The following is a 25164-nucleotide window of genomic DNA, read 5'->3' on the forward strand; positions in this document are numbered from 1 at the left end:
CGTGACAAAGCCAACCGTTTCCGATGGAGTCCTATCAACAGCACACTGGCTGCAGTTTGGTGCAGACAAGCACGGGGAGCCACTTGCGGGGAATAATTTTATGAGGAGGAATCCAGTGTTTTGGTCTTTAGCGTTTTCGTTCTTTGTGATTGCCCAGTCGTCCTGGGGCGAAACAGTATCCCCCAGATTAAGCCAAAACACAATCGAACGTATTTATTCAGCGCCAGAAAGCGCCTCGTTCTCACATCTTCCAGATTCAGAATGTGAAGTTCAGCAGGGCATAAAGAGGTGCATTGGCATATACATCCCTGAAATCCGATCATATTTCCCAGAACAAACAAACCCGACACCTAACCTCCAAATATCATACAAAATCCTAGAGGTCAGAGTATGGTCTTCGGAGAACGGTCGATTCATTGTAATGACAATGGAAACTAGAGGGGCAATTGATTTGGTAGCAACTGTACAAGCCGATATGCATCGAGACTATTTTGAGAGTGTTTTGCCAAGCGATCAACTTGACCGTCTGGCATCTGAAAATTGGTCTGGTGATGATTTCTTTGCTAATGTTGATTTGCAAACCAACATAGTAGAATCTGATATTTTAGATCGCCTTTCTGAGATTACAGGAGCAGACCTACAAACAACGCTCGGACACGGAAGAACTTTGATATTTGGTTATCCAGATCACCATGCAACAATCAGCTACGATGAAATTTTACTATTAAGCGGAGAGTCTTAACCATGTCTCAATTTTCTATTGAAGTCGTATCAACAGACCTTCCGGGCAATAACGGCCATGCTGGCGTCCATATAGTTGACCAAGACGGCAGCGTTGTCGCGAGCATTCATGGCGGACCAGCCACTGGCATCGGTAGCTCAGAACGTGGTTTTGGAAACGCAGCGTACCGTGATGATGTGCCGCTTGTCGTCAACATGGGCGGCGGTAATTTTTCACTCGGAGATCAAGGTTACACCCCAGAGCATCGCCATACGTTGGTTTCTGGCCTCACACGACAGGAAGCAATCCAAATCCTAGATGATGCTGGACGCGGCGCAAACGCACTGTTCGGGAATGATACGGCTTATCAAGCCGCATACCACCCCGGCGACTTACCTTTATATGAACGAATTACAGGAAGCGTTGTTGCTGGAAATCAAAATGCATTGTTTCAGAACTCGAACTCTGTTGCATATGTAGTGGCTCGTGAAGTCGAGTTTTACGCTCAATCTGTATATCAAGCAGGAACAGTCACTCCGGTTGACTGGGAGAACTGGCCTGTAGCGCTTCCGGGATATCTTGGTGGGTGGTATGGAGAACTGCAAAGAGTTAATGGCAGCGCTCAAAATAACCAGTGCTTCAAAGCAGACACGCCCATTCAGATGTGGCCGCTCGATCCATCGATTAAACCGCGCGCGGACGGTACATACGACGAACAGCTTGTTCTTTCGAAGGTCTGGGAAAAGCCAATCAGCGAAATCCGCGTTGGCGATCTGGTCGTGTCCTATGACGACAAAGGCCGGATCAAACCCGGCCCTGTTACACGCACCATGACCAACACAGCCACGCATCTGCTGGATTTCTGGAATACGGGCGTGACCCCCGGCCATGCTTACTATTGTGCTGATGGCAAATTCAAAGACCAGCACGTTCCGCTGATGGACATCCTGCGCACCGATGGCGCGATCATGCGTGCCGATGGCACAATGATCCGCGCCGCGACCAACTGCAAAGTTGGCTCCATGGGCGATAGGATGATCCACGCCTCGGCCACCGTGCAAAAAACCGATGGTACTTGGACAGAACCAAAACCCGGCAAGGTACGCTTCGGCACGCGGATTATCCTGCCGGATGGAACACACGTGTCCTTCATGGAGATGGCTGCAAGCGAGGGCTGGAAAGTCACCGACGATGGCTACATGGTCGGTAGGATGAAGGGCGAGGACGGAACGGTCGAAGAACGCGCGTTTCACTTCCCCTATTCCCATGGCGAAGAGCTGCCCAAGCCAGAGGATTACATTCTTGCTCGCTCGGATGTAACGCTCGAAGCGATCTACGCTGCCGGAGAGTGGGAACAGATCGGCACGCGTATGCCCGCACCTGTTGGCATGTTCGGCCTGAACACCAACCACACAAGCACGCTCTTGCAGCCCTCCAAACCAGAGCCGAACATCCCGCCCGCCTTTGCAGGTCACCCGGACGCACCCCGCCATCCGCAAGGTCACTCCATGAACCGCAAACAGCGTAAGGCCATGGAAGCCAGGCAACGTAAAGCGGCCAAGTCCGGAAAACGGATCGCGGGCTGAGAGATGAGCTCCAAGGACATCAAACCCAGCGATACGGTCAAAGCCTTCTGCCCCAGTGACTACGGGTTCAAGAAATTCGAGTGGGTCAAACAGCCCACTCACGTTCCTGAGCCACGCAAGCAGACACTCTATGGCATTGAGGTTGTAGACATGCACGGCAACCCCGCGCCGTTCTTTGCGCATCTAAAACCATTCAAGGATGCGCTGAACTGACGGGCACGATGCCAACTTGGGGAACGCTGATATCACCCGACTTGGCGCGGTATCGGCAATCAAATGTGCCATTTAACGATCAAAAAAGACCGCCACTTAGCGATCAAGTTCACAGGTGCTAGCCGTTCCAACAACTTATGACAAAACGTTTGGGTTTTTGGAAGGTTTTGTCATGATAGTGCATGATTATCGGGTCACGGGGAATGTCCGGGAGGACCTTGTCACCATCGGTGGTTGTCTGACGTCAGCGCTAATGCGACATTTTAGGTTGATTCTAGAACATTGGTTCTGGTTCTCGGGCGCATCTTCTGCGCGCTCCTCTTCGAGAGGGGAGCCATCTCCGTGCTCAGTACACGTTTCGACAGGCTTCCCAATCAGGCCGAACAAATCTTTCTGTGAACGACCTATATTGTGAAAGGTCTGATTTTTGTTAGCGAGCCATGTTTTTGTTACACAAAAACGCTCGCCGTCATTCGCTTTGCTCACGCCGGGACGGGAGTGCGCGCTTCGCTTGCACTCCCTCTTGTCAGCTTGCCGTTGGGTGTTTGTCTCGTCATCTGAGCTTGGTTTTGCCTTGAGATATCACCACCCACGTAAAGCGTAAACGTTCTCTTAATCCTCGAATCTTAACTGCCTAGTGCGGACGTTGTGATGTGCCTCTTGGGATGCCAACTGCGTCCAGCATGTATTCGAGGTGATCATGGAACGAAGGAACAACGGCGGCAGACCAAAGGCAGTTGAGAGACGCAGCAGGCATTTGAATATTCGGCTGACAGAAGCCGAGTATGCCAAACTTCGCGGAACGTCAGGCAGTCTGAAGATTTCAGCTTATGCTCGCCGTCGCCTGCTTGGCAAAACCGTCTCGAGATCTGTCCCTCAGATCAATCAGTTGGCTTGGGAAGAACTGGCGCGGACTACTGCAAACCTCAATCAACTCACACTCCATGCCAACCAAGGGCACTTCGCCCATTCTGAAGAATTCGCTCAGGTGCTTGTCCGACTTTCGCACACGCTGAAGACAGTCAGGGAAGGGCTGATCGGAGGCAAGCATGGCCATCGGTAAGCTCATCAAGGGATCCAATGCCAGTGGTCTTGTCGATTACCTTCTGGGCACAAAAGACAACCAAGGTCGGCGTCGGCCAAAGGTGGCGATTGTGGGTGGATCCCTTGGGTTTGATGCCTCTTCGGCAAAGCGGCAGTTTGCGTCGCTCAGGAAACTGCGCCCCTCTCTTTCAAAGAACACCGTGCACATGTCCATTTCCTTGCCCGTAGAAGACCGTGAACTGACCGATCAGGAATGGGCAGCCATCGGCGACCACTGGGCCAAGGGGATGGGCTTTCAGGCCTACCTGACCGTCTGCCACGGCGACCACATTCATATCGCAGCCAGTAGGATCAAGCTCGACGGCACAGTCGTCTCGGACAGTCACGACTATCGCCGCAGTGAAGCGCTGATCCGGGAGATTGAGATGACCTTCGGGCTGATCCCTGTCGAGCCCTCCCATTTGCTTAAACCAGATCGCAAAACCGATCACGTCGCCGCGCCGAAATCCAGTGAATTGGTCTTGGCTGAAAAGGGCGAGATCTCATCAAAGGCACAACTGCAGCAGTTGCTGACAGACCTGACCGCAACACCGATCACGGCATCCGATTTCGTCGATGCTCTGGAAGGCTGCGGCGTCGATGTGCGCCCGAATATATCCGCGACCACAGGCAGGCTCTCTGGCTTCGCCTTTGGCCTGGAAGGGCATGTTTTGTCCGCGTCCGCGCTTGGGCGGGGCTTTTCATTGAAGAATTTAGAGAAGAGAGGATTTTCCTATGTCAAAGACCGAGACTTTCAAAAACTCAGCGACGCAAAGGAGCGCAGCCTTGAGCGCGCCGCTGGTCCTGCACTTGGAGACGAACACAGCTACGCAGCAAGAGGTGCTTCAGGCGATACACGCGCTGCCCTTCCAGATCAGCCAAGCCTTGGATCCGTTGGTGACCCAATTGGAGGAGCAAAAGGCACAGAATGTCCAGTTGCTGGAGCGCATGGAGAAGCAGGACCAACTGATGCGGTCCTTGGGCAAACTGCTGCAGACACTGAAACCGCGCGAGTGACTCAGCCGTTGCCACGTCAAGCCCAAGCCCACACAGCGAAAGACACCGCGCGTCCCAAGCAGCCAAAGCCCATAGGGTTGCAAGACTTTCTCAAGGAATTTGAGGCGCGCATTCGGCGTGTAGCGCGGCCTCTTTCAGTGCTTCAGCAGGTGCTCTTTGGTTTGGAAAACGTCCGCCGAATGATCCTCGGCGGGCAAGAGACAATTAGAAATTTCCTCAAAGCCCGCTCTACCGCAAAGCTTCTTCCTCCAGAGAGGCCCGAGCAGCTCCAAAGCCAAGAAGATTGGCCAGAAAGAAACCGCGACGGCCCCGAATCGGAGCCACCGTCTGTTCCATGACCATGATCACTCCAAGCGTTGTCAGGGCGCAAGGGACCTACTCAGATCTGAACGCTGAAGGTCCATCGCCTTTGTAGCGGGTCAGCCCGTTCTGCCTTAGCTCTGCGAGCCGACTTTGGAACTTGCAGATGTAGGCGTCAGGTAGAAAGCTGTCGGGCGTGATGACGCTTTCAGCGCGGTTGCGCATAACTTCCACGGGACCAATGCCCTGCATGTGAAGAATGCAGGACATGGATAGAAGGCTGCCTTCGTTCATGCCCATGGGATGAGGATCGGTCAGATCCCGCCCTTTCTGCGTGATCTGGAAAGGTCCAACGGGTGTCTGAGCAATGAGGCCTAGGGCCAGCAGCATCTTAATGTCTTCGGACGGGGCGCTTCCACGGCAGCGGAGCATGAAAAGGGCAAAGCTGCCGGGCATGCAAATGCGGGTATCCGCTATGAAGGTTGAGTCAGGATCAGGCATCGAATCACTCCTATTTTGGGAGTAATGATTATCGAGCGTAGGAGGGTGTGTCGACACCAAACGGACCCCTCCATGGCTGGCACCCTCCACACGCAGGCGCACCGCGACCTGATCAAGTCACTGGTCGCAGCGCGCAAAGCTAAGGGCCTCTCGCAGGCTCAATTGGCCGCGACACTCGGGAAGCCTCCATCTTACGTGGCGAAAGTCGAACTCTGCGAACGCCGTCTGGACGTGCTCGAGTTTTGCGCTTGGGCAAAGGAGCTGTGTGACGAGCCGTTTGCTCTGCTGCAACCATATTTGGACTGAGAAACAGCTTCGCTCCGAGGGGGTGGATATTCGCAACAAGGCAATCGCGCATTTCCTACACAAAAAATAGTTTGTGTAGGAAAAACAGCTGAAATGATGCTTCTCTGATAATCTACCGATTTCGTCTGCGGCGAACAGAACCAAGGGCGGGAGCCTGACTTTCGCTGCTTGTGCGAGCCAGCCATGCAATGATTTTGGAACCCAACATTTAGACGACATCGAAGCCGATCATTGCCCTGCTGCGCTGAAAGTCGTCTTCGGACCACAAATTCCCTTTGCGAGCGTGGATATCGAGTGATAATTCATTCGGTAAATCACGGCTCCAAAACGGGTCTCACACTCAAGCGTATTATTGCCATGCATATTGAACAGATTAAAATTGAAAATTTTCGACTTTTACAGGATTGTTGCCTGGACATGCGAAAAAAAACAACGCTCCTCGTAGGCAAAAACAACACCGGAAAAACGTCATTTGCTGTTCTTCTGGAAAAGTTCCTGGAAAAGCCCGAGCATTTTGACTACACTGATTTTCCAATCCCAATAAGGAATAAAGTGCTCGATATTGATGATGAGACGAATATTGAGGAACTCGCGATCAGGCTGGTTCTGCGTATAGCTTACGACGAGACTGATAACCTTGCGTTACTCTCCGAGTTCATGCTGGACCTTGATCCGACGCGACGAAATACCAACATCCTTTTCGAGTGCTGCATAGACAAAAAGAAACTTCTTCGCGCGTTGCCGAAGGACACGAAGGAACGAAAGAAGTTCATTGAAAACAACCTTGGCGGTAAGTTTCTGGTTTTAAAGGTTTATGCATTTGATGATTTCGGGCACACCGAGGAGACGCCATACTACCTAGCGCACCGCGATCAACTGGAGGAGAAAGCGCGATCCGATGTGCGGGCGCTTTTGAACTTTAAAGTCATTCATGCCCGCAGAAATGTTGCTAGCTCGGAAGACAACGGGCGTGGCCCCAAGCCTCTGTCAGAGATATCTACAAAGTACTTTAGAAAACGCGACATCGAGGCCAATGACGATGACGACGATGAGGCCACCGAGTCAGACGGTGAGAGCATTGAAAAGCTCAGATCAATGCTTGCCAAAATCGACGATCAGCTTGAAGAGCAGTATGCGGAGGTTTTCGGGGGGTTTTTAAAAAGCTCGGGCGACTTTCTGGAGCTGGGCGACTTGAAGGTCGTCTCAAATATCCAATCACAATCGCTGATCGAAGCCTCATCGCAAGTCATATACGGCGAAACCGACAACTTTCTTCCTGAGCACCATAGCGGACTCGGATACTTGAATATCCTTTATCTGCTGTTGCAGATCGAGTTGTGCCGTGACGACTTTGCCAGACGAAACGCCCCGCTGAACCTCCTGCTTATCGAAGAACCCGAAGCCCACACGCATCCGCAGATGCAGTATGTCTTCGCTGACAAAATCCAAGGATTGATCTCTCAAATTCCAAATTTGCAGGCTTTGTTGACAACCCATTCCTCACACATCGTTTCCAAATCGGACTTTGAGGACATCAGATATCTTTCACGGCTTTCTGCGGCAGAGCCTGTCACGATAAAGAATTTTCACACTGATCTGAGCGCAAAGTACGAAAAACTTGGAGCGGATGGGGCCGCGCTTTTTCAATTTCTCAAGCAATACCTCACCATTAACTCTGCTGAGCTGTTCTTCGCAAGCAAAGCGATCTTCATCGAGGGAACTACAGAACGCATATTGCTTCCTCTATTCATTGAGATACATGACAAGGAAAATGTTGGTGAAACGTCGGAGAGCGGGCTCTCTTCGCAGAACATATCCGTTCTCGAAGTGGGTGCTAACGCGCGGGCGTTCGCTCCATTTCTTGAATTCATTGGCATTCGCACATTGGTCATTACCGACATCGACACGACCAAAGCTGTTGTCAGTGAAAAGACGGGAAATACCAGTTATTCCGCCTGTCCAGTTGCAGAGTCGAGCCACACCTCAAATGAAACCCTGAAGCACTTTCTCTTCGCCCCTGATCCGAAAGAAAAGGCGAAATTCTCGGAATGGCATAGACGACTGATAGATGGAACTGCCTCTTCAGGCGAAGGGCAGATTAAGCTTGCCCACCAGCTTAAGGAGAAAGGGTACCACGCAAGAAGTTTTGAAGATGCGTTCATTTCGATCAATCTGGACAAAATAAAGGCCCGCAAGGACATGTTGGCGGGCTTGAAAAACAGGGAAACGCTAGAGAAATTTAGCGGCAATGAATTTTATTCCCTCACAGATCAGATACTTGGTAAGAAATCCGATTTTGCCGGATCGATCTTATACTTGGCATTAGTAGAAGGCGAAAGCTGGAATGTGCCAAAATATATCATGGATGGTTTGAAATGGATTCGCAAAAATTGAATCCGGTAGATCGGATTGTTGAGCTTGTTTCTAGTGGCGAGAACTTTGTTCTTCAAGGCGGAGCCGGAAGCGGGAAAACAGAGAGCCTGAAGATAGTCATTCAAAAGGTTCTGAAAACAGATCCAAACCTTCGTATTGCCTGTATCACGCATACGAACAAGGCCGCAGACGAAATTGCTGACCGTGTGCCCTGCGATATCACGGTTTCGACCATTCACTCGTTCTTGCACGAGATAATTTCGCCCTTCAAGAAAAACATCCAGCAGGTTTTTCCGAAGCTCTTCGAGTTACCCGAGTTTGGCGCCCTTGGAGATGAACACTATGGCGGCGACGAAAAGGCAAGAAAGAAGGGGGAGCACGAACGCTTCAAGAAGGTGCACGGCCAACTCGAAAAACGTCGCAGGACGGTACTCGGGGAAGACACTACTAAGGTCACTGGAAAACGAGATTATGACAAGGATCCCAACACATACAATGTACAGCTCAATGGGTTGATCCGCGGGGTCAATAAGGAAATCTGCGACGTGCTGGCTGCGAGACAGCCGAATGAGTTTTTCTACAATGATACTTCCTTTGACAACTTCAGTGATCCTTCATACGGTCATGATGGCTTAATCGCGTTAGCCTGCCACATATTTGAAAGCTTCCCGTTTCTGGGCAGGATCGTATCAAATCGATACGACTGCATTTTTATTGACGAGTACCAAGACACAAGTGCTGATGTCATTCGTGTCCTTCTCCGCTGTTTGCCTGAAAACGCTAAGACCGTAATAGGCCTGTTTGGCGACTCCGAACAGGCCATCTACTCAGATGGCATAGGAAGCGCTCAATCACATATCCATGCCAAAGAACTTATTCTTGTCAAGAAGGAGGACAATTATCGGTGTTCTCGCCAGGTCATTGATTTTAGCAATAAATTTCGGACAGATGGACTAAAGCAGGATGTAGCACTGAAATCGCTTGATGATGGAACCCTTGAAACCATTGAGAGCCGCCAGGGCAGCGTGAAGCTGGTGTACGACTTGGCTCCTGAGGAGGTTGATACGGGAGATAAGGTGGAAGATCGGAAGACAAATATGGCATCGTTCAGAAGTGCGCTTGATGCACTGGTTGAAAAGACCGCCTCTGATTATCCGGGCTATGTTCAATTGAAACTGACGAATAAGTCTATCGCGAGCGATGTTGGCTTTGGAACACTATATCAGATATTTGATGATCGATATTCAGAACCACGGGACCGCATGCGCAAGACGCTTGACAGGTTGCAGTTTGGTGAGCTGTTTGACCTAGTTACTCTATACAGAGGTTTGCCTGGTGATAGGCGCTCGTATAACCGTCTAATCTCGAAATTACGGAAGCGCGGATTTTCGATAACGTCAGTGGCTGATAAGGCCAAGCTCAATGAAATGCTTCACTCATTTGAGTCGAAGGATCGCGCCGCCTATGAGGCAATAGAGTATGCCGCCGCATATGGCTTGCTAAGGGTTTCAGACAGCCACAAGGCATTTGTTGATCGTCGCGACAAGCTTTTGGCAAGACTTACGGGTGATCCTGTTTTTTCTGAATTTGAAGAACTACATCGGAACGGCCACCGTACCAAAATCCAAATGACAAATGAGGTCGCTGCCACGAGTATGAAGCACATCAACGTTGAGGTTCTGGAGCTGGAATACGATGACATGTTGAGTCACTTGAAAGAGAAGAATTTCTTGAAATCGTTTTTTTCTGAGGCGCTCTCGCTTAGTGAGATATGGGCATTCTATGATTATGAGGACAGCGAAAGCCAGTTTTCAACGATGCACAAGACGAAAGGGACGGGCATTGAGAACGTGCTTCTAGTTATCGACGAGTATGGTTGGACGACTGAATATGACTTTCAGAGTTGTTTTACGAAAAACATTCCAGAAACAAGGCAGGAGGCCGCATCCAGAAAGCTTCTTTATGTTGCATGCTCACGAACAAAGAAGAATCTTTTGTGTGTTCGTCTAATGAAAAGTCAGGAAGAGGCGGATGATATCGCATCGTTCTTTCCTGAATCCGCTAGGGTTTAGGGGGGAAACAAAATTGCCGCTATATGAACGACGGAGCTCCGGTTTGACGGGCCGCACCGCAGCATCTGGTGAGCGTTATGAATGTCGGTTCTGGGCCGTTTCGGGCCGAAATCTCGGCTTGCCCCGCCACTCCCATTCTGGCAGTAAGCCTTGTGATCCAATCTCGGGGCTTTAGCCGATGACAATCTGGTACACTGCCGACACCCACTTCGGGCACGAGAACATCTTGTCCCACTGCAAGCGCCCGTTTGGCTCTGTCGCACAAATGGATGCGACGCTGATTGAGAACATGTGGAAGGTTGTCGGGCCGGAAGACGATCTCTGGATCTTGGGCGACTTTGCCTTCGGCGCGAAGGCTAAAGACCCTGCGTACTTGGAGGCAATTTTTCTCCAGCTTCCAGGAGCAGAGAAACATCTGATCGTGGGTAACCACGATCTTGCGCCGACGCTGGAGTTGCCTTGGACGTCAGTGTCCCAGTTGGTTGAACTTCGAGACGGCGCAAACGGACCTGCCAATACCCTCTGCCATTACCCGATGATCACGTGGAACCACGCGCGCAAAGGGGCGCTGCAATTGTTTGGCCATGTTCACAACAACTGGAAAGGCTCGAACAATTCGGTCAATGTGGGCGTGGATGTCTGGGACTTCATGCCCGTATCGATCAACGACGTCGCCCGACGTACCAAGACATTGCCGAAGAACAAGCATTGGGATGATGTTGAGCCAAGATCGAGGTGATTGGCGAAGTCCATCCGTCAAAGGAAACAGGCCGAGCGATATACACTCGGCCTGCTTAGGCATTCAAAGTCGGGGAAGGCTTTCCATCCATTCTATGACCTCATTTAACCGCCAGCGGCTGGACCGCGCACTGGTCTTGATGGGCTTCGGAAACGCGTCATTCGCGATCTTCCGGTAGATTGTGGATCGGCTCTGGCCGGTCATTTCTACGACTTGGTTACATCTGATAAATTTGTCTTTCATATTGTTGTCCTATGGCATGGAGACATAGGTACCAGAGGATCGTTAAAACGGCGTTTACACTTTTTAACTTTTGCCGCTGATCACGTATTTTTCCCACTCCGTCATGATCGGCACCCGTTTTTCGAAGAAGTCTGTGCGCTTGTAGGCCTTCACCACCTTGTTGGCCTCGAAGTGACCGATGCAGGCCTCGGCGACTTCCTCTGCCGTATCAGTGGTTTCTGAAATCCAAGTGCGCACTGCCGACCTGAATCCATGTGGGCGTGCTGAGGTCCCGAACCCTTTCATCAACTTGATCAAGGCCATGCGATCTAGCGCTTTGCCTTTTGAATTGGGGAACAGGAAGCCATTCCACTCATGACATTTCGCCAGTTCGATGACAGCCAGCGCTTCTGGACCCAGCGGCAACCGGAACGTTTTTGCGTGACCCACGCGCCCCTTCACGTGATCTTCGGGCACGGTCCAGACGTCGCCTTCGATCTGATCCAGCTGCAAGTGACGGATCGGATCGGTCCGTAACCCTGTCAGGATGAGAAGGCGGAGAGCAAGGTGATCAACCGAGATGTCATTCAAGCTGCTGTAGAATGTGGGAACGTCCTTCCAGTGCATTGCGGGCATGTTTTTCTGTGATTTCAAACGCGGCCCGAGCAGCGTTTCAGCCTTCTCGATCTCGGTGATGTCCACGTCAAAGCCATGCGCGAAGGCGTATTTATAAACCTTGCGCAAACAGTTCATCGACTTGCGACCGGACTCTGGAGCCTTCTTCCAAGCGGCCTGCAGGCAATGGGCCAAATCGTGCGCATCGATCTTCATAATGGGCGTGGACCCCAGTTTCGGCAGAACATGGGTGCGCAGGGGAGACGACCACTTGTTCGTCGGGTCACCGTGTTTCAGTTCCGCTCGGAGGGAGTCGTGCGTTTTTTCAACGAGTACCGCGAGCGATCCATTTTCGACGTTCAGCAGCGACTTTTCCCGCCGCTTCACTCTAATCGGATTTTCTCCGTTCGAGACGGCTTTCCGAGCCGCCTCCGCGCGATCCCGAGCGTCCTTGAGGCCAATCGCTGGATAACCGCCAAGACCCGTCCAATGCTCTACGCCCCAGAGTTTAAAGCGAAATTCCCATTGGCCGCGCCCTTCGCCTCTGACATTGAAGTAAAGGCCTTGGCCATCGCAATGCCTGCCTTTGGCCAGAGTTTTCAGCTGTTGTGGCTTTAGTCTGTAGTAATGAGTCATGTATTGTTAAGCTCCGTAAATATATACATTTTTTGCCGCGCTGCCCTGAGACAATGCGAGACATGACGGGAGCTTAACAGTTTGAAGTTTCTAGAAGATTTAAGACAATTGACCCTGCATGCGCCCTCATGACACATACAGGGTACCGCTCCGGCGGAGGTATTTTGCCCAAGTTGAATAACGCAATGCGCTCTGGTTTCATCTTGGTTTAAAATACCTCCGCCGGAGGCGAAAATTACACCACGACGGCCGCCCCTTGCGAGGCTAGACCTACGTTGCGGCGGAAGGTTTCGAACATTTCGCGCCCAAGGCCGGCGCTATTTTGAGTTAGGTCGGCGGTAACAGTCTCTCGATCTGCGAAGTCTGTTTCAAGGCAGTCGATTACGCCGTTTTTTGCGTCAACGCGTAGAAGGTCGCCGTCTTTCAGTTTGGCCAGAGGGCCGCCGAGGGCCGCTTCGGGGCTGACATGGATTGCCGACGGCACTTTGCCAGAAGCGCCCGACATCCGGCCATCAGTCACCAGTGCGACTTTCAGGCCGCGATCTTGAAGAACGGCAAGCGTTGGGGTCAGAGAATGAAGTTCGGGCATGCCGTTGGCTTGCGGGCCTTGGAAGCGGACGACGACCACGGTGTCTTCGGTGAACTCGCCTCGCTGGAAGGCAGCTTTGACGTCGGCTTGATCGTGGAAGACGCGTGCCTTTGCTTCAATCACATGGCGTTCGGGGGCGACGGCAGAGACCTTCATGATGCCTGCGCCGAGGTTGCCGGTTAGTTGCCGCAGGCCGCCGGTTTTCTGGAAAGCGTCATTTGCGGGGCGCAGGATTTTGTCGTTCTGGGTCTCTTTCGATCCAGCAACCCATGTGAGCTTGTCGCCATCCAGCTTCGGCTCTTCGGTATAGCGCGACAGGCCTTGCCCTGCGATGGTTTGCACGTCCTCATGCAAGAGACCTGCATCCAGAAGTTCGCCAATCATGTAGCCAAGGCCACCGGCCGCGTGGAAGTGGTTCACGTCGGCCAGACCGTTCGGATAGACTTTTGCCATCAGCGGCACGACTGAGGAGAGTTCGTCAAAGTCTTGTAGCTCAAGCTCAACACCAGCGGCACGGGCCATGGCGGGCAGGTGCAGCACAAGGTTGGTCGAGCCGCCCGTGGCCATCAGGCCGACGATGCCGTTCACAAAGGCTTTTTCGTCCAGAACGTCGCAGACCGGCGTGTAGGCGTTGCCAAGGCCGGTGATGGCGGCGGCGCGTTCCACACCGGCGATGGTCAGGGCATCACGGAGGGGCGTGTTGGGATTGATGAATGAGCTACCGGGCAGATGCAGGCCCATGAATTCCATCAGCATCTGGTTGCTGTTGGCGGTGCCGTAGAAGGTGCAGGTGCCAGGTCCGTGGTAGCTGGCCATCTCGGCCTTCATCAGTTCTTCGCGGCCCACTTCGCCGGTGGCGAATTTCTGGCGCACTTTGGCTTTCTCGTCGTTCGGCAGGCCGCTGGTCATGGGACCCGCGGGCAGGAAGATGCCCGGGATATGGCCGAAGGTGGCGGCGGCGATGATCAGGCCAGGAACGATCTTGTCACAGACGCCCAGATAGAGCGCTGCGTCATAGGTGTTGTGCGAGAGAGACACGCCGGTGGCCAATGCGATCACATCGCGGGAAAACAGCGACAGCTCCATTCCCGTCTGGCCTTGGGTCACGCCATCACACATGGCGGGCACGCCGCCTGCGACCTGCGCGGTTGCGCCGATGCGGCGGGCAGTCTGGCGGATCAGTTCGGGGTAACGCTCATAGGGTTGGTGAGCCGACAGCATGTCGTTGTAGGCGGTCACAATTCCGATGTTGGGCGCGCGGCCAGCGGCCAGTGCGTCTTTGTCCTGCCCCATGGCGGCGTAGGCGTGGGCCTGGTTGCCGCAGGCCAGATGGGCGCGGGCAGGGCCTTGCTCGCCTGCGCGGCGCATCAGATCCATATAGGCATCGCGACGGTTTTTTGAGCGTTCGCGGATGCGCTGGGTCACGTTATGGATTGTATTATTGAGGGGCATTGGGTAGCTCCTTTGCGTCCTGTCGCGCGGTCTATAGCAGCTTCAGTTAGCGCTAACAAGGTGGGTCGGTCTATAACAAAGGTCGAAGAGTTCCCTTTTCTTGCGCCGTCGGGATCGATAGAGGGCCATTATGACAACAGATTACCCCACCATCCGCATGAAACCAAAGGCCGAAGCCCGCGCCATTCGGCACGGCTTTCCCTGGGTCTATGATAACGAGCTTGTGACAGACCGCCGCACACGCGGCATCGAGGCAGGTGCTTTGGCGATCCTTGAGGACGCAGAGCGGCGCCCGATCGCATTGGTCACCGTGAACGCCGGATCGCGCATCATGGCGCGGGTCATTGACCGGCAGCTGGACGCGGTCGTTGACCAAAGCTGGTTTGAGGCCCGCCTGACCCACGCGCTGGCCCACCGCGAACGCCTGTTCGACCAGCCCTATTACCGTCTGGTGCACGCCGAGGCTGACGGTCTGCCCGGTGTAGTCATCGACCGTTTCGGCGATGTGGCAGTGGTGCAGCCAAACGCGGCTTGGGCCGAGGTGCGCTTTGACATACTGGCGGCAGCGCTGGTGAAGGTCACCGGCGTCTCTACCGTGATCAAGAACGGCACCGGACGGGCGCGTAGCCTTGAAGGTCTGGATGAGGAAACCGTGGTTGCCATCGGCGCGGCGCCTAAGGCGGCCTTGCAGGTGCCAATGAACGGTGCGGTCTACATGGCCGACGTCATGGGCGGTCAAAAGACCGGTATCTTCTACGACCAGCGACCCAACCATGCTTTTGCCAAAGGTCTGGCGAAGGATGCCAAGGTGCTGGACGTGTTCAGCCACGTTGGCGGCTTTGGTCTGGCGATGCTGGCAGGCGGCGCGGCGTCGGCTCTGTCGGTGGACGGCTCGGCTGCAGCGTTGGAACTGGCCGAGGCCGGCGCAGCCGCGTCGGGCTGTGCCGACCGTTTCGCCACCCGCAAGGGCGATGCCTTTGATGTGCTGGAAGCTCTGCGCGAAGAAGGCGAGATGTTTGATGTGGTGATCTGTGATCCGCCCGCCTTTGCGCCCTCGAAACAGGCGCTTGAGGCTGGTTTGCGGGCCTATGAACGTATCGCCCGTCTTGCAACGCCGTTGGTAAAAGAGGGCGGCTATCTGGGTCTGTGCTCCTGTTCCCATGCGGCGGACCTGACGCGGTTCCGCGGGGCTTGTACCCGTGGCATCGGACGGGCAGGGCGCTATGGCCAGCTGGTCTACACGGGCTATGCGGGCGCGGATCATCCGCTACTGCCGCAACTGGCCGAAAGTGGCTATCTCAAAGCGCTGTTCTACCGCGTATGAAGGTGCTTTTGGACGCCTGCGTGCTGTTCCCGACCGTGATGCGCGAAGTGCTGATCGGGGCGGCGCAGGCGGGCCTTTATGAACCTCTGTGGTCCGACCGCCTGCTGGAAGAGTGGCGTCGGGCTGCAGCCCGTTTCGGTCCCGTTGAGGCGATGCAGGCTGAGGCACAGATCGCCCTGTTACGGGCCGCATTTCCCAAATCCGCCGTGCAGGGGTATGAGCCGATTGAAGCCCGTCTTTATTTGCCGGACATGGACGATCTGCATGTGTTGGCAGCGGCGATCAAAGGGCACGCCGATGTGCTGGTGACCCTGAATGCCAAAGACTTTCCTCGTCACACTCTGACCGAAGAAGGGCTGGAGCGTCTGGATGCGGATCAATTCATGATGATGCTGCACGACCGCGCCCCCGATCAGGTGGGCGCTGTTGTCGAAAAGGTCCGCGCTACCGCAGAGGCGATGGACGACGCCCCCCGCGAAACTCGCGCCCTTATGAAAAAGGCGCGGATGCCAAGGCTTGGGAAACGGCTGGGTTAAGCCTTCCAGCGCAGTTGGTTCGCCTCAATCGCTTTGATGCGATCGTCGGTCTTCGGGTGGCTCATGAGCCATGCCGGCGTGACCCCACCGCGGCTTTGGGTCAGAGCGTCTAGTTTACGGAACAGGGTCTTTTGCGGCTCGACCCCGATTCCCGCTTTCATCAGCAGGGCCGAGGCATAGGCGTCCGCTTCATATTCGTCATTGCGCGACAGACGCGCGGCCACAAGGCTGGTCAGGGTGTTCGCAATCCAGACCCCGATCCCGGGCAAGAACCGGCTGAGGATCAGCGCAAGCGCTGTGCGCATGGCGTTCTGGCCGGAAAAATCGATCATCCGTTTGCGGGTATGTCCCAGCGCCACATGGCCCAATTCATGGGCGATCACGCTGGCCATTTCTTCCGCACTGACCTCACCGGCGCGGTAGCGCTGGAAGAACCCCCGCGTGATGAAAATCCGCCCGTCGGGGGCGGCCAGACCGTTTACAGGCTCGACTTCGTAGATGTGTACGCGGATGCGCGGCAGTTCCAAAGCGGCGGCCATACGGTCGGTCAGTTTATTCAGATCAGGATCTGCCAGTTCGGTCGAGCGGGCATCCAGTTCCTTACGGGTGCGCCAAGCACTGAACTGGTACATGACCAGCCCGTATAGGATCGCAAGCAGAAGGGGCGTGAATTTCAACATGAGTGAAAGATGGGGTCTTTCACGCAAAAAGAAAAGCGTCCGGCCAAGGGAGGAGTGGGCCGGACGCTTCGTTATGCAGGGCGGGCGGGGGAGGCCCTGCGGATTTACTCGAACTTATGAGGCACTGGTGATTGCTAGCTGATGAGTTTGGCATCCATCGTGATCTCTGCGGTGCCGCCCATGAGAAGGCGCGAAATCGGGCAGTTTTCCTTGGCGGTGCGGGCGGCCTCTTGGAAGGTGTCCTCGGAAATGCCGAGGACCTTGGCTGTCACATCCAGATGGATTTTCTTGACGGCAAAACCATCGCCATCTTTGTCCATGCTAACCGTTGCTGTGGTATCGATGGCGTCAGGCGTATCTTCGCCAAGGATCATCGACAGAGCCATGGAAAAGCAGGCTGCGTGCGCCGCGCCAATGATCTCTTCGGGGTTGGTGCCGACCTTGTCTTCAAAGCGGGTGTTAAAGCCGTAGGGTTGCTGCGAAAGCGCGCCGGATTCGGTCGAGACCGTACCCTTGCCTTCTTCCAAGCTGCCCTCCCAATGGGCCGAACCTTTTTTGTTGATCATTGGTCGTCTCCGTCCTGTCGTGTCTTCGCGTTGCGCAAAGACAATGCAGGGCGGGCGGAAAGGTTCCCGCTATGTGTGCTTTTTCGCCCGTTTGGCCCGATGCAGCAACCAAGCCCCCAGTGCAATCGCCGCCGCGAGCGAGGTGACAAAACCAATGGCGTTGCTCAGGATCTCGCCGACCGCGCTAAAGCTGGTCGAGAAGGCGAAACCCAGACCCACATAGATCGTGACCCAAATCGTCTCGCCCAGGGTGTCCCACAGGGTGAAGCGGGGCCAAGACAGGCGTGTTGCGCCCGCGACCATGTTCACCCAAGGCCCCAAAGGCGCGAACAGCCATGTGCTGAGGAACACGCCGATCCCGCCATGCTTGTCGACTGTGGTGTGCGCACGCTCCAGCAATTGCTGGCGGCTATGGCTGCCTTTTGTCAGCCGGTGCAGGCCCGCACCTGCACGGCGACCGATCTGATAGCCGCTTTGATCCCCAAGCACAGCACCGGCGAAGGCGCTGGCCGCGACTTGCCACAGCACCATGTCACCAACTGCCGCCATCGCGCCGCTGGCCAGCATCATGAGCGAGCTTGGCATCGGCACCAGCAGACACGACAAAAAGGTTGAGGCAAAGATCACCCAGACGCCATAGTCGGTGACGAGGCCGAAGAGATACTCAGTCATGCTTGCCGCTCTGGTAGTCCTGAAGGGCAGCAGTCAGATTTTCGATCAGTTCTTGCGGCGGGATGCCCGCGGCGGTGGCGATGCCGTCAAGAGGCTGCGGCTTGCCATCGGGGGGCGGCATGTCGGTCAGTTCATGCATGATCTGAAACATGTCGGGTTTGTCGATGTGCCAGCTTTCGGCCACATAGCGCGGTGTCATCCAGCCTTGGATGGGCTGGTTTTCGGCTATCGGGTGATCCCAGAAATCCCGTGCTTTGTGAAAGGTGCGCCAGCCGAAGAAAATCACCAACGCCAGCAGCCCCACAAAGACCGCAGTCGCCAAGGGGTGCCGTTTCCAGACCGTCAAAGCGCGTTTCATCGGCCAAGCTCTTTCATGCCGCGCTCGATCCCTTCAAGGGTCATGGGAACCATCCGGTCTTCGAAAATCTGACGGATCATCTGGATCGACTGGGTGTAGGGCCAGTAGTTTTCCGGCACCGGATTGATCCACAGATGGTTGGGCCAGTGGTGGCGAGCCCGCTGCAACCAGACCTGTCCGGCCTCTTCGTTCCAATGCTCGTTCGCGCCACCGGGAATGGCAATCTCATAGGGGGACATGCTGGCGTCGCCGACAAAGATGCATTTGTAGTCCGGCCCGTAGGTGTTCAGCACTTCATACGTCGGGATCTGTTGGTTCCAGCGGCGGGCATTGTCGCGCCAGACCCCTTCATAGAGGCAGTTGTGGAAGTAGTAGTATTCCAGATGCTTGAACTCGACCCGCGCCGCCGAGAACAGCTCCTGCACCACCTTCACGTGGTCGTCCATGGACCCGCCGACGTCCAGAAACAGCACGACCTTCACGGCATTGCGCCGCTCGGGTCGGGTTTTGACGTCCAGATAGCCGTGTTCGGCGGTTGCGCGGATGGTACCGTCCAGATCCAGCTCTTCATGGGCGCCGTCGCGGGCCCATTTGCGCAGGCGCTTCATAGCGACCTTGATGTTGCGGGTGCCTAGTTCGACCGAGTCGTCCAGATTGCGGAATTCGCGTTTATCCCAGACTTTGACCGCGCGGCGATGGCGGCTTTCGTGCTGGCCGATGCGGATGCCTTCGGGGTTATAGCCATAGGCCCCGAAGGGCGAGGTGCCCGCCGTTCCGACCCATTTGTTGCCCCCCTGATGGCGGCCCTTTTGTTCGTCAAGACGCTTTTTCAGCGTCTCCATCAGCTTGTCAAAGCCGCCCATCGCTTCGATCGCGGCCTTTTCCTCTTCGGTCAGGTGCTTTTCAGCCATCTTGCGCAGCCAGTCTTCCGGCAATTCCAGCGCATCTAGAACAGCATCATTGGGGATATTCTCGATCCCCTTGAAGCTTTCGGAAAAGGCTTGGTCAAAGCGATCCAGATGGCGTTCGTCCTTCACCATGACGGTGCGGGCGAAATAGTAGAAGGCTTCGATGTCGTAGGTGGTCAGACCCGCCTGCATCCCTTCTAGGAAAGACAGATATTCACGCAAAGAGACGGGGACACCGCGTTTGCGCAGACTTTCAAAGAAGGGCAGGAACATGGGTTACATCGCGTTGCGCATCAGGATGACTTGCACGATGACACCAAGGAGCGCGAAAATCACCCCGTAGGTTGCGATATAGTGCAGCTTGTCGGCAGTTGTGCCTTTGCCGCGCTTGGCTTTTAGGCCGCCGATGGCCGCACCGAAAATGACAAAACCCAGCACTAGCAGCATATCAGGCCCCTTCGCATGTCGTTACGCGGGGCCCGACACTGTGGTGATCAAAGCGGGCTGAAACCCGTCATGGCACGCAGTCTCTGGCGGGTTTCCCGCTCTGAGCCAAAGCCGTACCGCGCCCACGCCAGACTGTCCACCCGTGCGCTGCGGGCGTCAGTGGCCATGCCGGCCTGCTTAAGCGCTTCCGAGCGCAGCAGCATCAGGGCTGACAGCAGCGCGGCGTTTTCTGCGCGATTGGCGGTGGGCAGGTTGGCCTCGATATATTGCAGGGCCAGCATGGGATTGTCCTGCCGCAGCGCCAGTGCGGCAACCTGACTGGCCACATGGGCGCGGTGCAGTTCAGTGCCAGCGTTGGCAGCGAAATACTGGTCCGCGTTCATATAGGCCTTCATCGCCATATCTAGGTCGGTCCGCTGGGCCAGCCGCCCGATCGAGAACCACGTAAAGCCCATGCGCACATCGTTCAGCCCGTACAGTTGGGCGATATGCAGCGCGCGCTCGGCGGCGGGAAGACGTTGCGCCATCGGTGTGCCAACACCCAGTGCGGCGATCATCTCGCGTTTCCACTCATCAGGGGTGTAGGGCAGGTTGGGGCCAGGAGCCTTTTCGCCCGCAGGGTTCAGACGGGCCAGAATGCCGGGTAACCTGGATGCGACCTGCGTGCGCGTCATGCCGCTGGACAGCTCTGGCGCATAGGTTGTGCGCAGCACCAGCATGTCAAAGCCGGTCAGCACTGTATGGATGTTGTCATCGTTAAAGATGCTGTCGGGCAAACGGTAGAGGTCATTGAGCGGCCCCAGCGCCTGCGCCAACTCTTCGTGCAGACAGTCGCGGGTCTCTTGCGGACTGGTGTCGTTCGGGACGAAAATTGTAATCTTGCGTCGCGTGTCCAGGCTGCCCCAATCGGTGATTTTGGTCCGGCGGGTCAGGCGGTATTCGGCAATAGAACTTACATTCGGGGCCACAAAACACGCCGCCGAAGGGATCGCCTTTTGAATGTCAGAACGTCTTACAGCCATGACGGTGATGCTGGCGTCAGGTTCGTAAGTTCTGTTGATATTCAGGTGGGCCTCATTTCGAAGTCGCAGCAGCAGACGTTCCAGATCGGGAACCAGCGTGCTTGAGGGGTCGCCCTTTACCGTCACACTGATCGGCCCTTCAAAGCGGGTCATCGCCTTAAGGTGGCGTCCGCTTTCCATACGGAAGGTCAGATCCAGAAAATCGCGGGCAATTTCGGTGTTCGATCGCGAGGCAGGCGTGGCCTGCGGATGCGAGAAAACGCGCATCTGTGGCATGTCCGGCGCAGCAGAAAATGCACGGGAAGCAGTGTTTTGATCAGGAATGCTTGCGCCACAAGCCCCTAGGAACAGGAGGGCAGACAAGAGCAAAGGTCGAAACATCATACGGCACCCGCAAAGCTACTGCGCCCGTAAATTCCTGCTTCGTCCGAATCATTCTTAGGTTGTGGGGCCCGCTTTGCTCTGCCTTGCACCAGTCCGGCGCGGGGGCGGAAATCGTTAAGAAACACGTCAGCAGTCCTTATTTTGTTGCTGACTTAGGTGTGTTTCAGGAAGCGGGCCACATCATGCTAAGATTAGGAAATTTGTAAGGCTACATTACTGTTGTTTCCCTTTTAACATAAAAGCCAGCCTTTCAAATAGGTGAACGTCCTGTTCGTTCTTCAGAAGCGCACCATGCATTTTGGGCAGGGCGCTTTTGCCGTCGCGGCGCAGATCCTCGGGTCCGAGATCTTCGGCCAAAAGCAGCTTGAGCCAGTCCAACACTTCGGAAGTAGATGGTTTTTTCTTCAAACCGGGGGTCTCGCGGATTTGGTAGAACTGGGTCAGGGCCTCGGTCAGCAGAGACGATTTGATGCCCGGAAAATGGACATCCACGATCTTACGCATTGTTTCCGCATCGGGGAAAGTAATGTAGTGAAAGAAGCACCGGCGCAGGAAGGCGTCAGGTAATTCCTTCTCATTGTTGGACGTAATTATGACGATGGGCCTTTGTTTCGCCCTGATTGTCTGGCCGGTCTCGTAGACGAAGAACTCCATTTTATCGAGTTCCTGAAGCAGATCGTTCGGGAATTCGATATCCGCCTTGTCGATCTCGTCGATCAGCAAAACAACGCGCTGGTCCGCGTCAAAAGCCTGCCAGAGTTTCCCTTTGCGGATGTAATTCCCGACGTCTTCAACGCGCGGATCGCCCAGTTGCGAGTCGCGTAGGCGGGACACGGCGTCATATTCATAAAGGCCCTGCTGAGCGCGTGTTGTCGATTTGATAGACCATTCCAGCATCGGAAGGCCCAAAGAGTCAGCAACCTGACGGGCCAGCTCGGTTTTGCCTGTACCGGGCTCTCCTTTCACAAGAAGTGGTCTTTGCAATGTAACTGCTGCGTTTACTGCAATTGTCAGGTCGGGCGGCGCGACATATTTGTCGGTCGAGGTGAATTTCATCAGTATTTTCCTAATCTTTCCTCAATCGTGACTGAAGCTATCAGAAAGCAATCGGGTAGCAACGCGGTCTGTATTGTGTAGTGACAAGGGCGGATTGGTAGGCTAATTGCATGCACGGAAAGGGGGCCCATATGTCTGATAATTCAAGCACCTCAGACGAGGGCTACATTGAGGGAGCGGAGATGAAAGCAGAGTCTTTTCTGCCTGACGATTATCAGCCGGCTGAAGACGAGCCGTTCATGAATGATCGCCAGCTGGAATATTTCCGGCGCAAGTTGGTCACGTGGAAGAACGAGATTCTCGAAGACAGCCGCGAGACGATCGAAACCTTGCAAGGTAGCACGCGTAACATTCCTGATCTGACCGATCGCGCCAGTGAAGAAACCGATCGCGCCTTGGAACTGCGCACCCGTGACCGTCAGCGCAAGCTGGTCGCCAAGATTGAATCGGCCCTGCGCCGGATCGAAAACGGCGAATACGGTTACTGCGAAGTGACGGGCGAGCCGATCTCTCTCAAGCGTCTGGACGCACGTCCGATCGCCACCATGAGCCTTGAGGCGCAAGAGCGTCACGAGCGCCGTGAAAAAGTCCACCGTGACGATTGATCCGGTGGCTGTAGACCGAAATTGATAAAGGCGCCGGACCCCTATGGTCTGGCGTTTTTTATTTCTGAAGGACGCAATTGATGTCTGTGCTGCAAAAGAAATTCGTGGTGGCCGGTGGCGGTATCGCTGGTATGGCTATGGCCTTGGGGCTGCTGCAGAGGGGGGCGGATGTTACCGTTCTGGAGCAGGCCGAAGCCATCACCGAAGTCGGTGCGGGTCTTCAAATATCGCCCAACGGTCTGAAGGTGCTGCAATCTCTAGGTGTGGCGGACGAATTAGCGGCGCTCAGCCAGAAGGCGAAGGCGGTTGTCCTGCGGGATTATCGCCGCGGGCCAACTGTGGCGCGGCTGGATCTTCAGAAATACGCCTCGGGCTCGTCCTATCTGCTGGTCCATCGGGCCGATTTGATTGACGTGCTGGCCCGCGCGGCACGGGCCGCAGGGGCGAAGGTGCGTCTGTTGCAGCAAGTGGCCCGCTATGAGGACGGCCCGAGCCAAAAGCTGGTCATGACCTGCGGGACGGTGATCCATGCGGATGTTGTTATCGGCGCGGATGGGGTCAAATCGGTGATCCGTCAGGCGCTGAACGGGACCGAGGCTCCGTTTTTCACAGGGCAGGTTGCGTGGCGGGCGATTGTGCCGAACGTGATCGGGCAGGGGCCTGAGGCACGGGTCTATATGGGGCCACAACGCCATCTGGTCTGCTATCCGCTGCGGGATGGCAACAGTCTGAACATCGTCGCGGTGAAAGAACGCGCCGCTTGGGCCAGCGAGGGCTGGAACTTTGAAGACGATCCCGCCCATCTTCGTGCCACCTTCCACCAGTTCCACCCCGAGGTGCGGCAGATGTTGGATCAGGTTCAGCAGGTTCACCTGTGGGGTCTGTTCCGTCACCGGATTGCGCCGAACTGGCACAATGGTCAGGCGGTCCTATTGGGCGACGCCGCCCATCCTACGCTGCCGTTTCTGGCGCAGGGGGCGAATATGGCGCTGGAGGATTCGCACATTCTTCTGCGCTGCCTCGAATCCTACGCCACCGAGGCCGAGGCATTCGATGCCTATCAATCGATTCGCGCACCCCGCGTAAATCGAATCATCGAGGCCGCAAATGGCAACGCGTGGAAATACCATTTGGCGTCCAAACCGCTTCGGTTCGGGGCACATATCGGAATGGGACTCTTTAGCCGTCTCATGCCTGCACAAATGGTGGGCAGTTTTGATTGGCTCTACGAATACGATGTGACCCGTCAGCCTATTAAAGCCTGACGGGAAAAACTCAGATTCGCGGGCCTCATGCGTCCAGAGTTAGCCACACAGGAACGTGGTCCGAGGGTTTTTCGCGGCCGCGTACCTCGGCCTCGATCCGGCAATCGGTCAACAAGTCGGCCGCCTCGGGGCTCAGCAGAAAGTGGTCGATGCGGATGCCGTCGTTCCGCTGCCACGCGCCTGCCTGATAATCCCAAAAGCTGTAATGGCCGCCGCCGTGGGTGCGGGCGCGGAAGGCTTCGGTAAAGCCAAGATCCAGAATCCGGCGGAATGCGGCGCGGCTTTCGGGTAGCGCCAGCGCGTCTTTCTGCCATGCTTCGGGGCGGGCGGCGTCTTCGTCTTGGGGGATAATGTTGTAATCGCCCGCCATGACCACTGGCATCTCGTCGCGCAACAATTCCGCTGCATGACGGCACATTCTTTCCATCCAAGCCAGTTTATAGTCGTATTTCGGACCCGGAACGGGGTTTCCGTTGGGCAAATACAGGCCGCACAGGCGGACGGGGTGCTTGTCCCCGATCACGGTTGCCTCAATCCAGCGGGCCTGTTCGTCGCTGTCATCACCGGGTAAACCACGGCGGATATCCTCAAGCGGTAGCTTGGAAATCAGGGCCACACCGTTGAAACTTTTCTGGCCGTGGGTCTCGACCCGGTAACCCAGATCCTCGATCAACTCACGCGGGAAGGCCTCATCCACGGACTTGATTTCCTGCACCGCAACCACATCCGGCGAGGACTCTTTCAGCCATGTCAGCAGAGTTTCGATCCGCGCTTTTACGCCGTTGATGTTGTAAGTCACAATTTGCATCACACTCTCCTGTCGCCTCTCAACCGGATATTGCCCATCGGGTGAAATGTGGCAACCCCGCGGCAGGTCAGGTTTCGGGTGCAAGGTCAGGTATTCGTGAATAACGAG

The 25164-nt window shown here is 55.2% G+C and carries 26 protein-coding genes; 13 read left to right on the forward strand and 13 right to left on the reverse strand.

Annotated features, from left to right (window positions below; all coding sequences use genetic code 11):
- Position 1 precedes the first annotated feature (1 nt).
- The 5 genes from CLV74_RS22510 to CLV74_RS01850 all read left to right on the forward strand — a co-directional run bounded on the left by CLV74_RS22510 (position 2) and on the right by CLV74_RS01850 (position 4958).
- Positions 2-742: a hypothetical protein gene (locus CLV74_RS22510; protein ID WP_146134884.1), complete on the forward strand. Its 741-nt coding sequence runs from the start codon at positions 2-4 to the stop codon at positions 740-742.
- Positions 743-744: 2 nt separating this feature from the next.
- Positions 745-2307, forward strand: coding sequence for a hypothetical protein (locus tag CLV74_RS22515; RefSeq protein WP_146134885.1), 1563 nt, complete (start codon positions 745-747; stop codon positions 2305-2307).
- Positions 2308-2310: 3 nt separating this feature from the next.
- Positions 2311-2520: a hypothetical protein gene (locus tag CLV74_RS01840; protein ID WP_106262494.1), complete on the forward strand. Its 210-nt coding sequence runs from the start codon at positions 2311-2313 to the stop codon at positions 2518-2520.
- Between the two features lie 700 nt (positions 2521-3220).
- The gene (locus CLV74_RS22520) at positions 3221-3583 is read left to right on the forward strand and encodes a plasmid mobilization protein (protein ID WP_146134886.1); all 363 of its coding nucleotides are present in this window, start codon (positions 3221-3223) and stop codon (positions 3581-3583) included.
- Complete coding sequence (locus CLV74_RS01850; RefSeq protein ID WP_106262496.1) at positions 3570-4958, forward strand: relaxase/mobilization nuclease domain-containing protein; 1389 nt, start codon at positions 3570-3572, stop codon at positions 4956-4958. Before CLV74_RS22520 ends, CLV74_RS01850 begins: the two co-directional genes overlap by 14 nt.
- A 37-nt stretch (positions 4959-4995) precedes the next feature.
- Here CLV74_RS01850 and CLV74_RS01855 read toward each other — a convergent pair whose 3' ends face one another.
- On the reverse strand, positions 4996-5421 hold the full coding sequence (locus tag CLV74_RS01855) for a hypothetical protein (RefSeq protein WP_146134887.1): 426 nt from the start codon (positions 5419-5421) through the stop codon (positions 4996-4998).
- A gap of 72 nt (positions 5422-5493) precedes the next feature.
- Here CLV74_RS01855 and CLV74_RS01860 point away from each other — a divergent pair, with 72 nt between their 5' ends.
- The 4 genes from CLV74_RS01860 (at position 5494) to CLV74_RS01875 (ending at position 10911) form a co-directional block, all read left to right on the forward strand.
- Positions 5494-5727 carry a helix-turn-helix domain-containing protein gene (locus CLV74_RS01860; protein ID WP_106262498.1) on the forward strand — a complete coding sequence of 78 codons (234 nt, stop codon included), beginning with the start codon at positions 5494-5496 and terminating at the stop codon, positions 5725-5727.
- 357 nt (positions 5728-6084) lie between these two features.
- A complete protein-coding gene (locus tag CLV74_RS01865) occupies positions 6085-8121 on the forward strand; it encodes an ATP-dependent nuclease (RefSeq protein WP_106262499.1) in 2037 nt (678 codons plus the stop codon).
- The gene (locus tag CLV74_RS01870; protein WP_106262500.1) at positions 8103-10172 is read left to right on the forward strand and encodes a UvrD-helicase domain-containing protein; all 2070 of its coding nucleotides are present in this window, start codon (positions 8103-8105) and stop codon (positions 10170-10172) included. Before CLV74_RS01865 ends, CLV74_RS01870 begins: the two co-directional genes overlap by 19 nt.
- 178 nt (positions 10173-10350) lie before the next feature.
- Positions 10351-10911, forward strand: a complete 561-nt coding sequence (locus CLV74_RS01875; protein WP_106262501.1) for a metallophosphoesterase — start codon at positions 10351-10353, stop codon at positions 10909-10911.
- Between the two features lie 63 nt (positions 10912-10974).
- Here CLV74_RS01875 and CLV74_RS23445 read toward each other — a convergent pair whose 3' ends face one another.
- The 3 genes from CLV74_RS23445 to edd all read right to left on the reverse strand — a co-directional run bounded on the left by CLV74_RS23445 (position 10975) and on the right by edd (position 14425).
- A complete protein-coding gene (locus CLV74_RS23445; protein ID WP_106262502.1) occupies positions 10975-11154 on the reverse strand; it encodes a helix-turn-helix transcriptional regulator in 180 nt (59 codons plus the stop codon).
- A 63-nt stretch (positions 11155-11217) separates the two neighbouring features.
- Entirely contained in the window at positions 11218-12384 is a 1167-nt protein-coding gene (locus CLV74_RS01885) for a tyrosine-type recombinase/integrase (RefSeq protein ID WP_106262503.1), read from the reverse strand.
- A gap of 235 nt (positions 12385-12619) precedes the next feature.
- Positions 12620-14425 (reverse strand): phosphogluconate dehydratase, encoded by a 1806-nt coding sequence (gene edd / locus CLV74_RS01890; RefSeq protein ID WP_106262504.1) that lies wholly within the window; start codon positions 14423-14425, stop codon positions 12620-12622.
- Positions 14426-14555: 130 nt separating this feature from the next.
- Between edd and CLV74_RS01895 the strand changes: the two genes are divergently transcribed.
- Together CLV74_RS01895 and CLV74_RS01900 are read left to right on the forward strand one after the other, a co-directional pair.
- Positions 14556-15749 carry an RSP_2647 family RNA methyltransferase gene (locus tag CLV74_RS01895; RefSeq protein WP_106262505.1) on the forward strand — a complete coding sequence of 398 codons (1194 nt, stop codon included), beginning with the start codon at positions 14556-14558 and terminating at the stop codon, positions 15747-15749.
- Positions 15746-16285: an RSP_2648 family PIN domain-containing protein gene (locus CLV74_RS01900; RefSeq protein WP_106262506.1), complete on the forward strand. Its 540-nt coding sequence runs from the start codon at positions 15746-15748 to the stop codon at positions 16283-16285. Before CLV74_RS01895 ends, CLV74_RS01900 begins: the two co-directional genes overlap by 4 nt.
- Here the strand turns inward: CLV74_RS01900 and CLV74_RS01905 are convergent.
- From CLV74_RS01905 to CLV74_RS01940, 8 genes are all read right to left on the reverse strand, one after another.
- Entirely contained in the window at positions 16282-16965 is a 684-nt protein-coding gene (locus CLV74_RS01905; protein ID WP_106262507.1) for a M48 family metallopeptidase, read from the reverse strand. The two genes, CLV74_RS01900 and CLV74_RS01905, sit on opposite strands and share 4 nt — an antisense overlap.
- A gap of 134 nt (positions 16966-17099) precedes the next feature.
- Complete coding sequence (locus CLV74_RS01910) at positions 17100-17531, reverse strand: OsmC family protein (protein WP_106262508.1); 432 nt, start codon at positions 17529-17531, stop codon at positions 17100-17102.
- Between the two features lie 69 nt (positions 17532-17600).
- The gene (locus CLV74_RS01915; protein WP_106262509.1) at positions 17601-18203 is read right to left on the reverse strand and encodes a DedA family protein; all 603 of its coding nucleotides are present in this window, start codon (positions 18201-18203) and stop codon (positions 17601-17603) included.
- Positions 18196-18561 carry a hypothetical protein gene (locus CLV74_RS01920; RefSeq protein ID WP_106262510.1) on the reverse strand — a complete coding sequence of 122 codons (366 nt, stop codon included), beginning with the start codon at positions 18559-18561 and terminating at the stop codon, positions 18196-18198. Before CLV74_RS01920 ends, CLV74_RS01915 begins: the two co-directional genes overlap by 8 nt.
- Positions 18558-19742: a vWA domain-containing protein gene (locus CLV74_RS01925; protein ID WP_106262511.1), complete on the reverse strand. Its 1185-nt coding sequence runs from the start codon at positions 19740-19742 to the stop codon at positions 18558-18560. The genes CLV74_RS01920 and CLV74_RS01925 overlap by 4 nt, the downstream gene beginning before the upstream one ends.
- Before the next feature lie 3 nt (positions 19743-19745).
- Entirely contained in the window at positions 19746-19916 is a 171-nt protein-coding gene (locus CLV74_RS01930) for an apolipoprotein acyltransferase (RefSeq protein WP_106262512.1), read from the reverse strand.
- 47 nt (positions 19917-19963) lie between these two features.
- Entirely contained in the window at positions 19964-21319 is a 1356-nt protein-coding gene (locus tag CLV74_RS01935) for a DUF2927 domain-containing protein (RefSeq protein ID WP_106262625.1), read from the reverse strand.
- A 216-nt stretch (positions 21320-21535) separates the two neighbouring features.
- The gene (locus tag CLV74_RS01940; RefSeq protein WP_106262513.1) at positions 21536-22378 is read right to left on the reverse strand and encodes an AAA family ATPase; all 843 of its coding nucleotides are present in this window, start codon (positions 22376-22378) and stop codon (positions 21536-21538) included.
- A 131-nt stretch (positions 22379-22509) separates the two neighbouring features.
- On the opposite strand from CLV74_RS01940, the gene dksA reads away from it, so the two are divergent.
- Both dksA and CLV74_RS01950 read left to right on the forward strand, forming a co-directional pair.
- Complete coding sequence (dksA, locus tag CLV74_RS01945) at positions 22510-22983, forward strand: RNA polymerase-binding protein DksA (protein WP_106262514.1); 474 nt, start codon at positions 22510-22512, stop codon at positions 22981-22983.
- Positions 22984-23063: 80 nt separating this feature from the next.
- Positions 23064-24248 carry an FAD-dependent monooxygenase gene (locus CLV74_RS01950; protein ID WP_106262515.1) on the forward strand — a complete coding sequence of 395 codons (1185 nt, stop codon included), beginning with the start codon at positions 23064-23066 and terminating at the stop codon, positions 24246-24248.
- Positions 24249-24273: 25 nt separating this feature from the next.
- Here CLV74_RS01950 and xth read toward each other — a convergent pair whose 3' ends face one another.
- A complete protein-coding gene (xth, locus tag CLV74_RS01955) occupies positions 24274-25056 on the reverse strand; it encodes an exodeoxyribonuclease III (RefSeq protein ID WP_106262516.1) in 783 nt (260 codons plus the stop codon).
- Positions 25057-25164 lie beyond the last annotated feature (108 nt).

Source organism: Donghicola tyrosinivorans, assembly GCF_003003355.1.
GTDB lineage: Bacteria > Pseudomonadota > Alphaproteobacteria > Rhodobacterales > Rhodobacteraceae > Donghicola > Donghicola tyrosinivorans.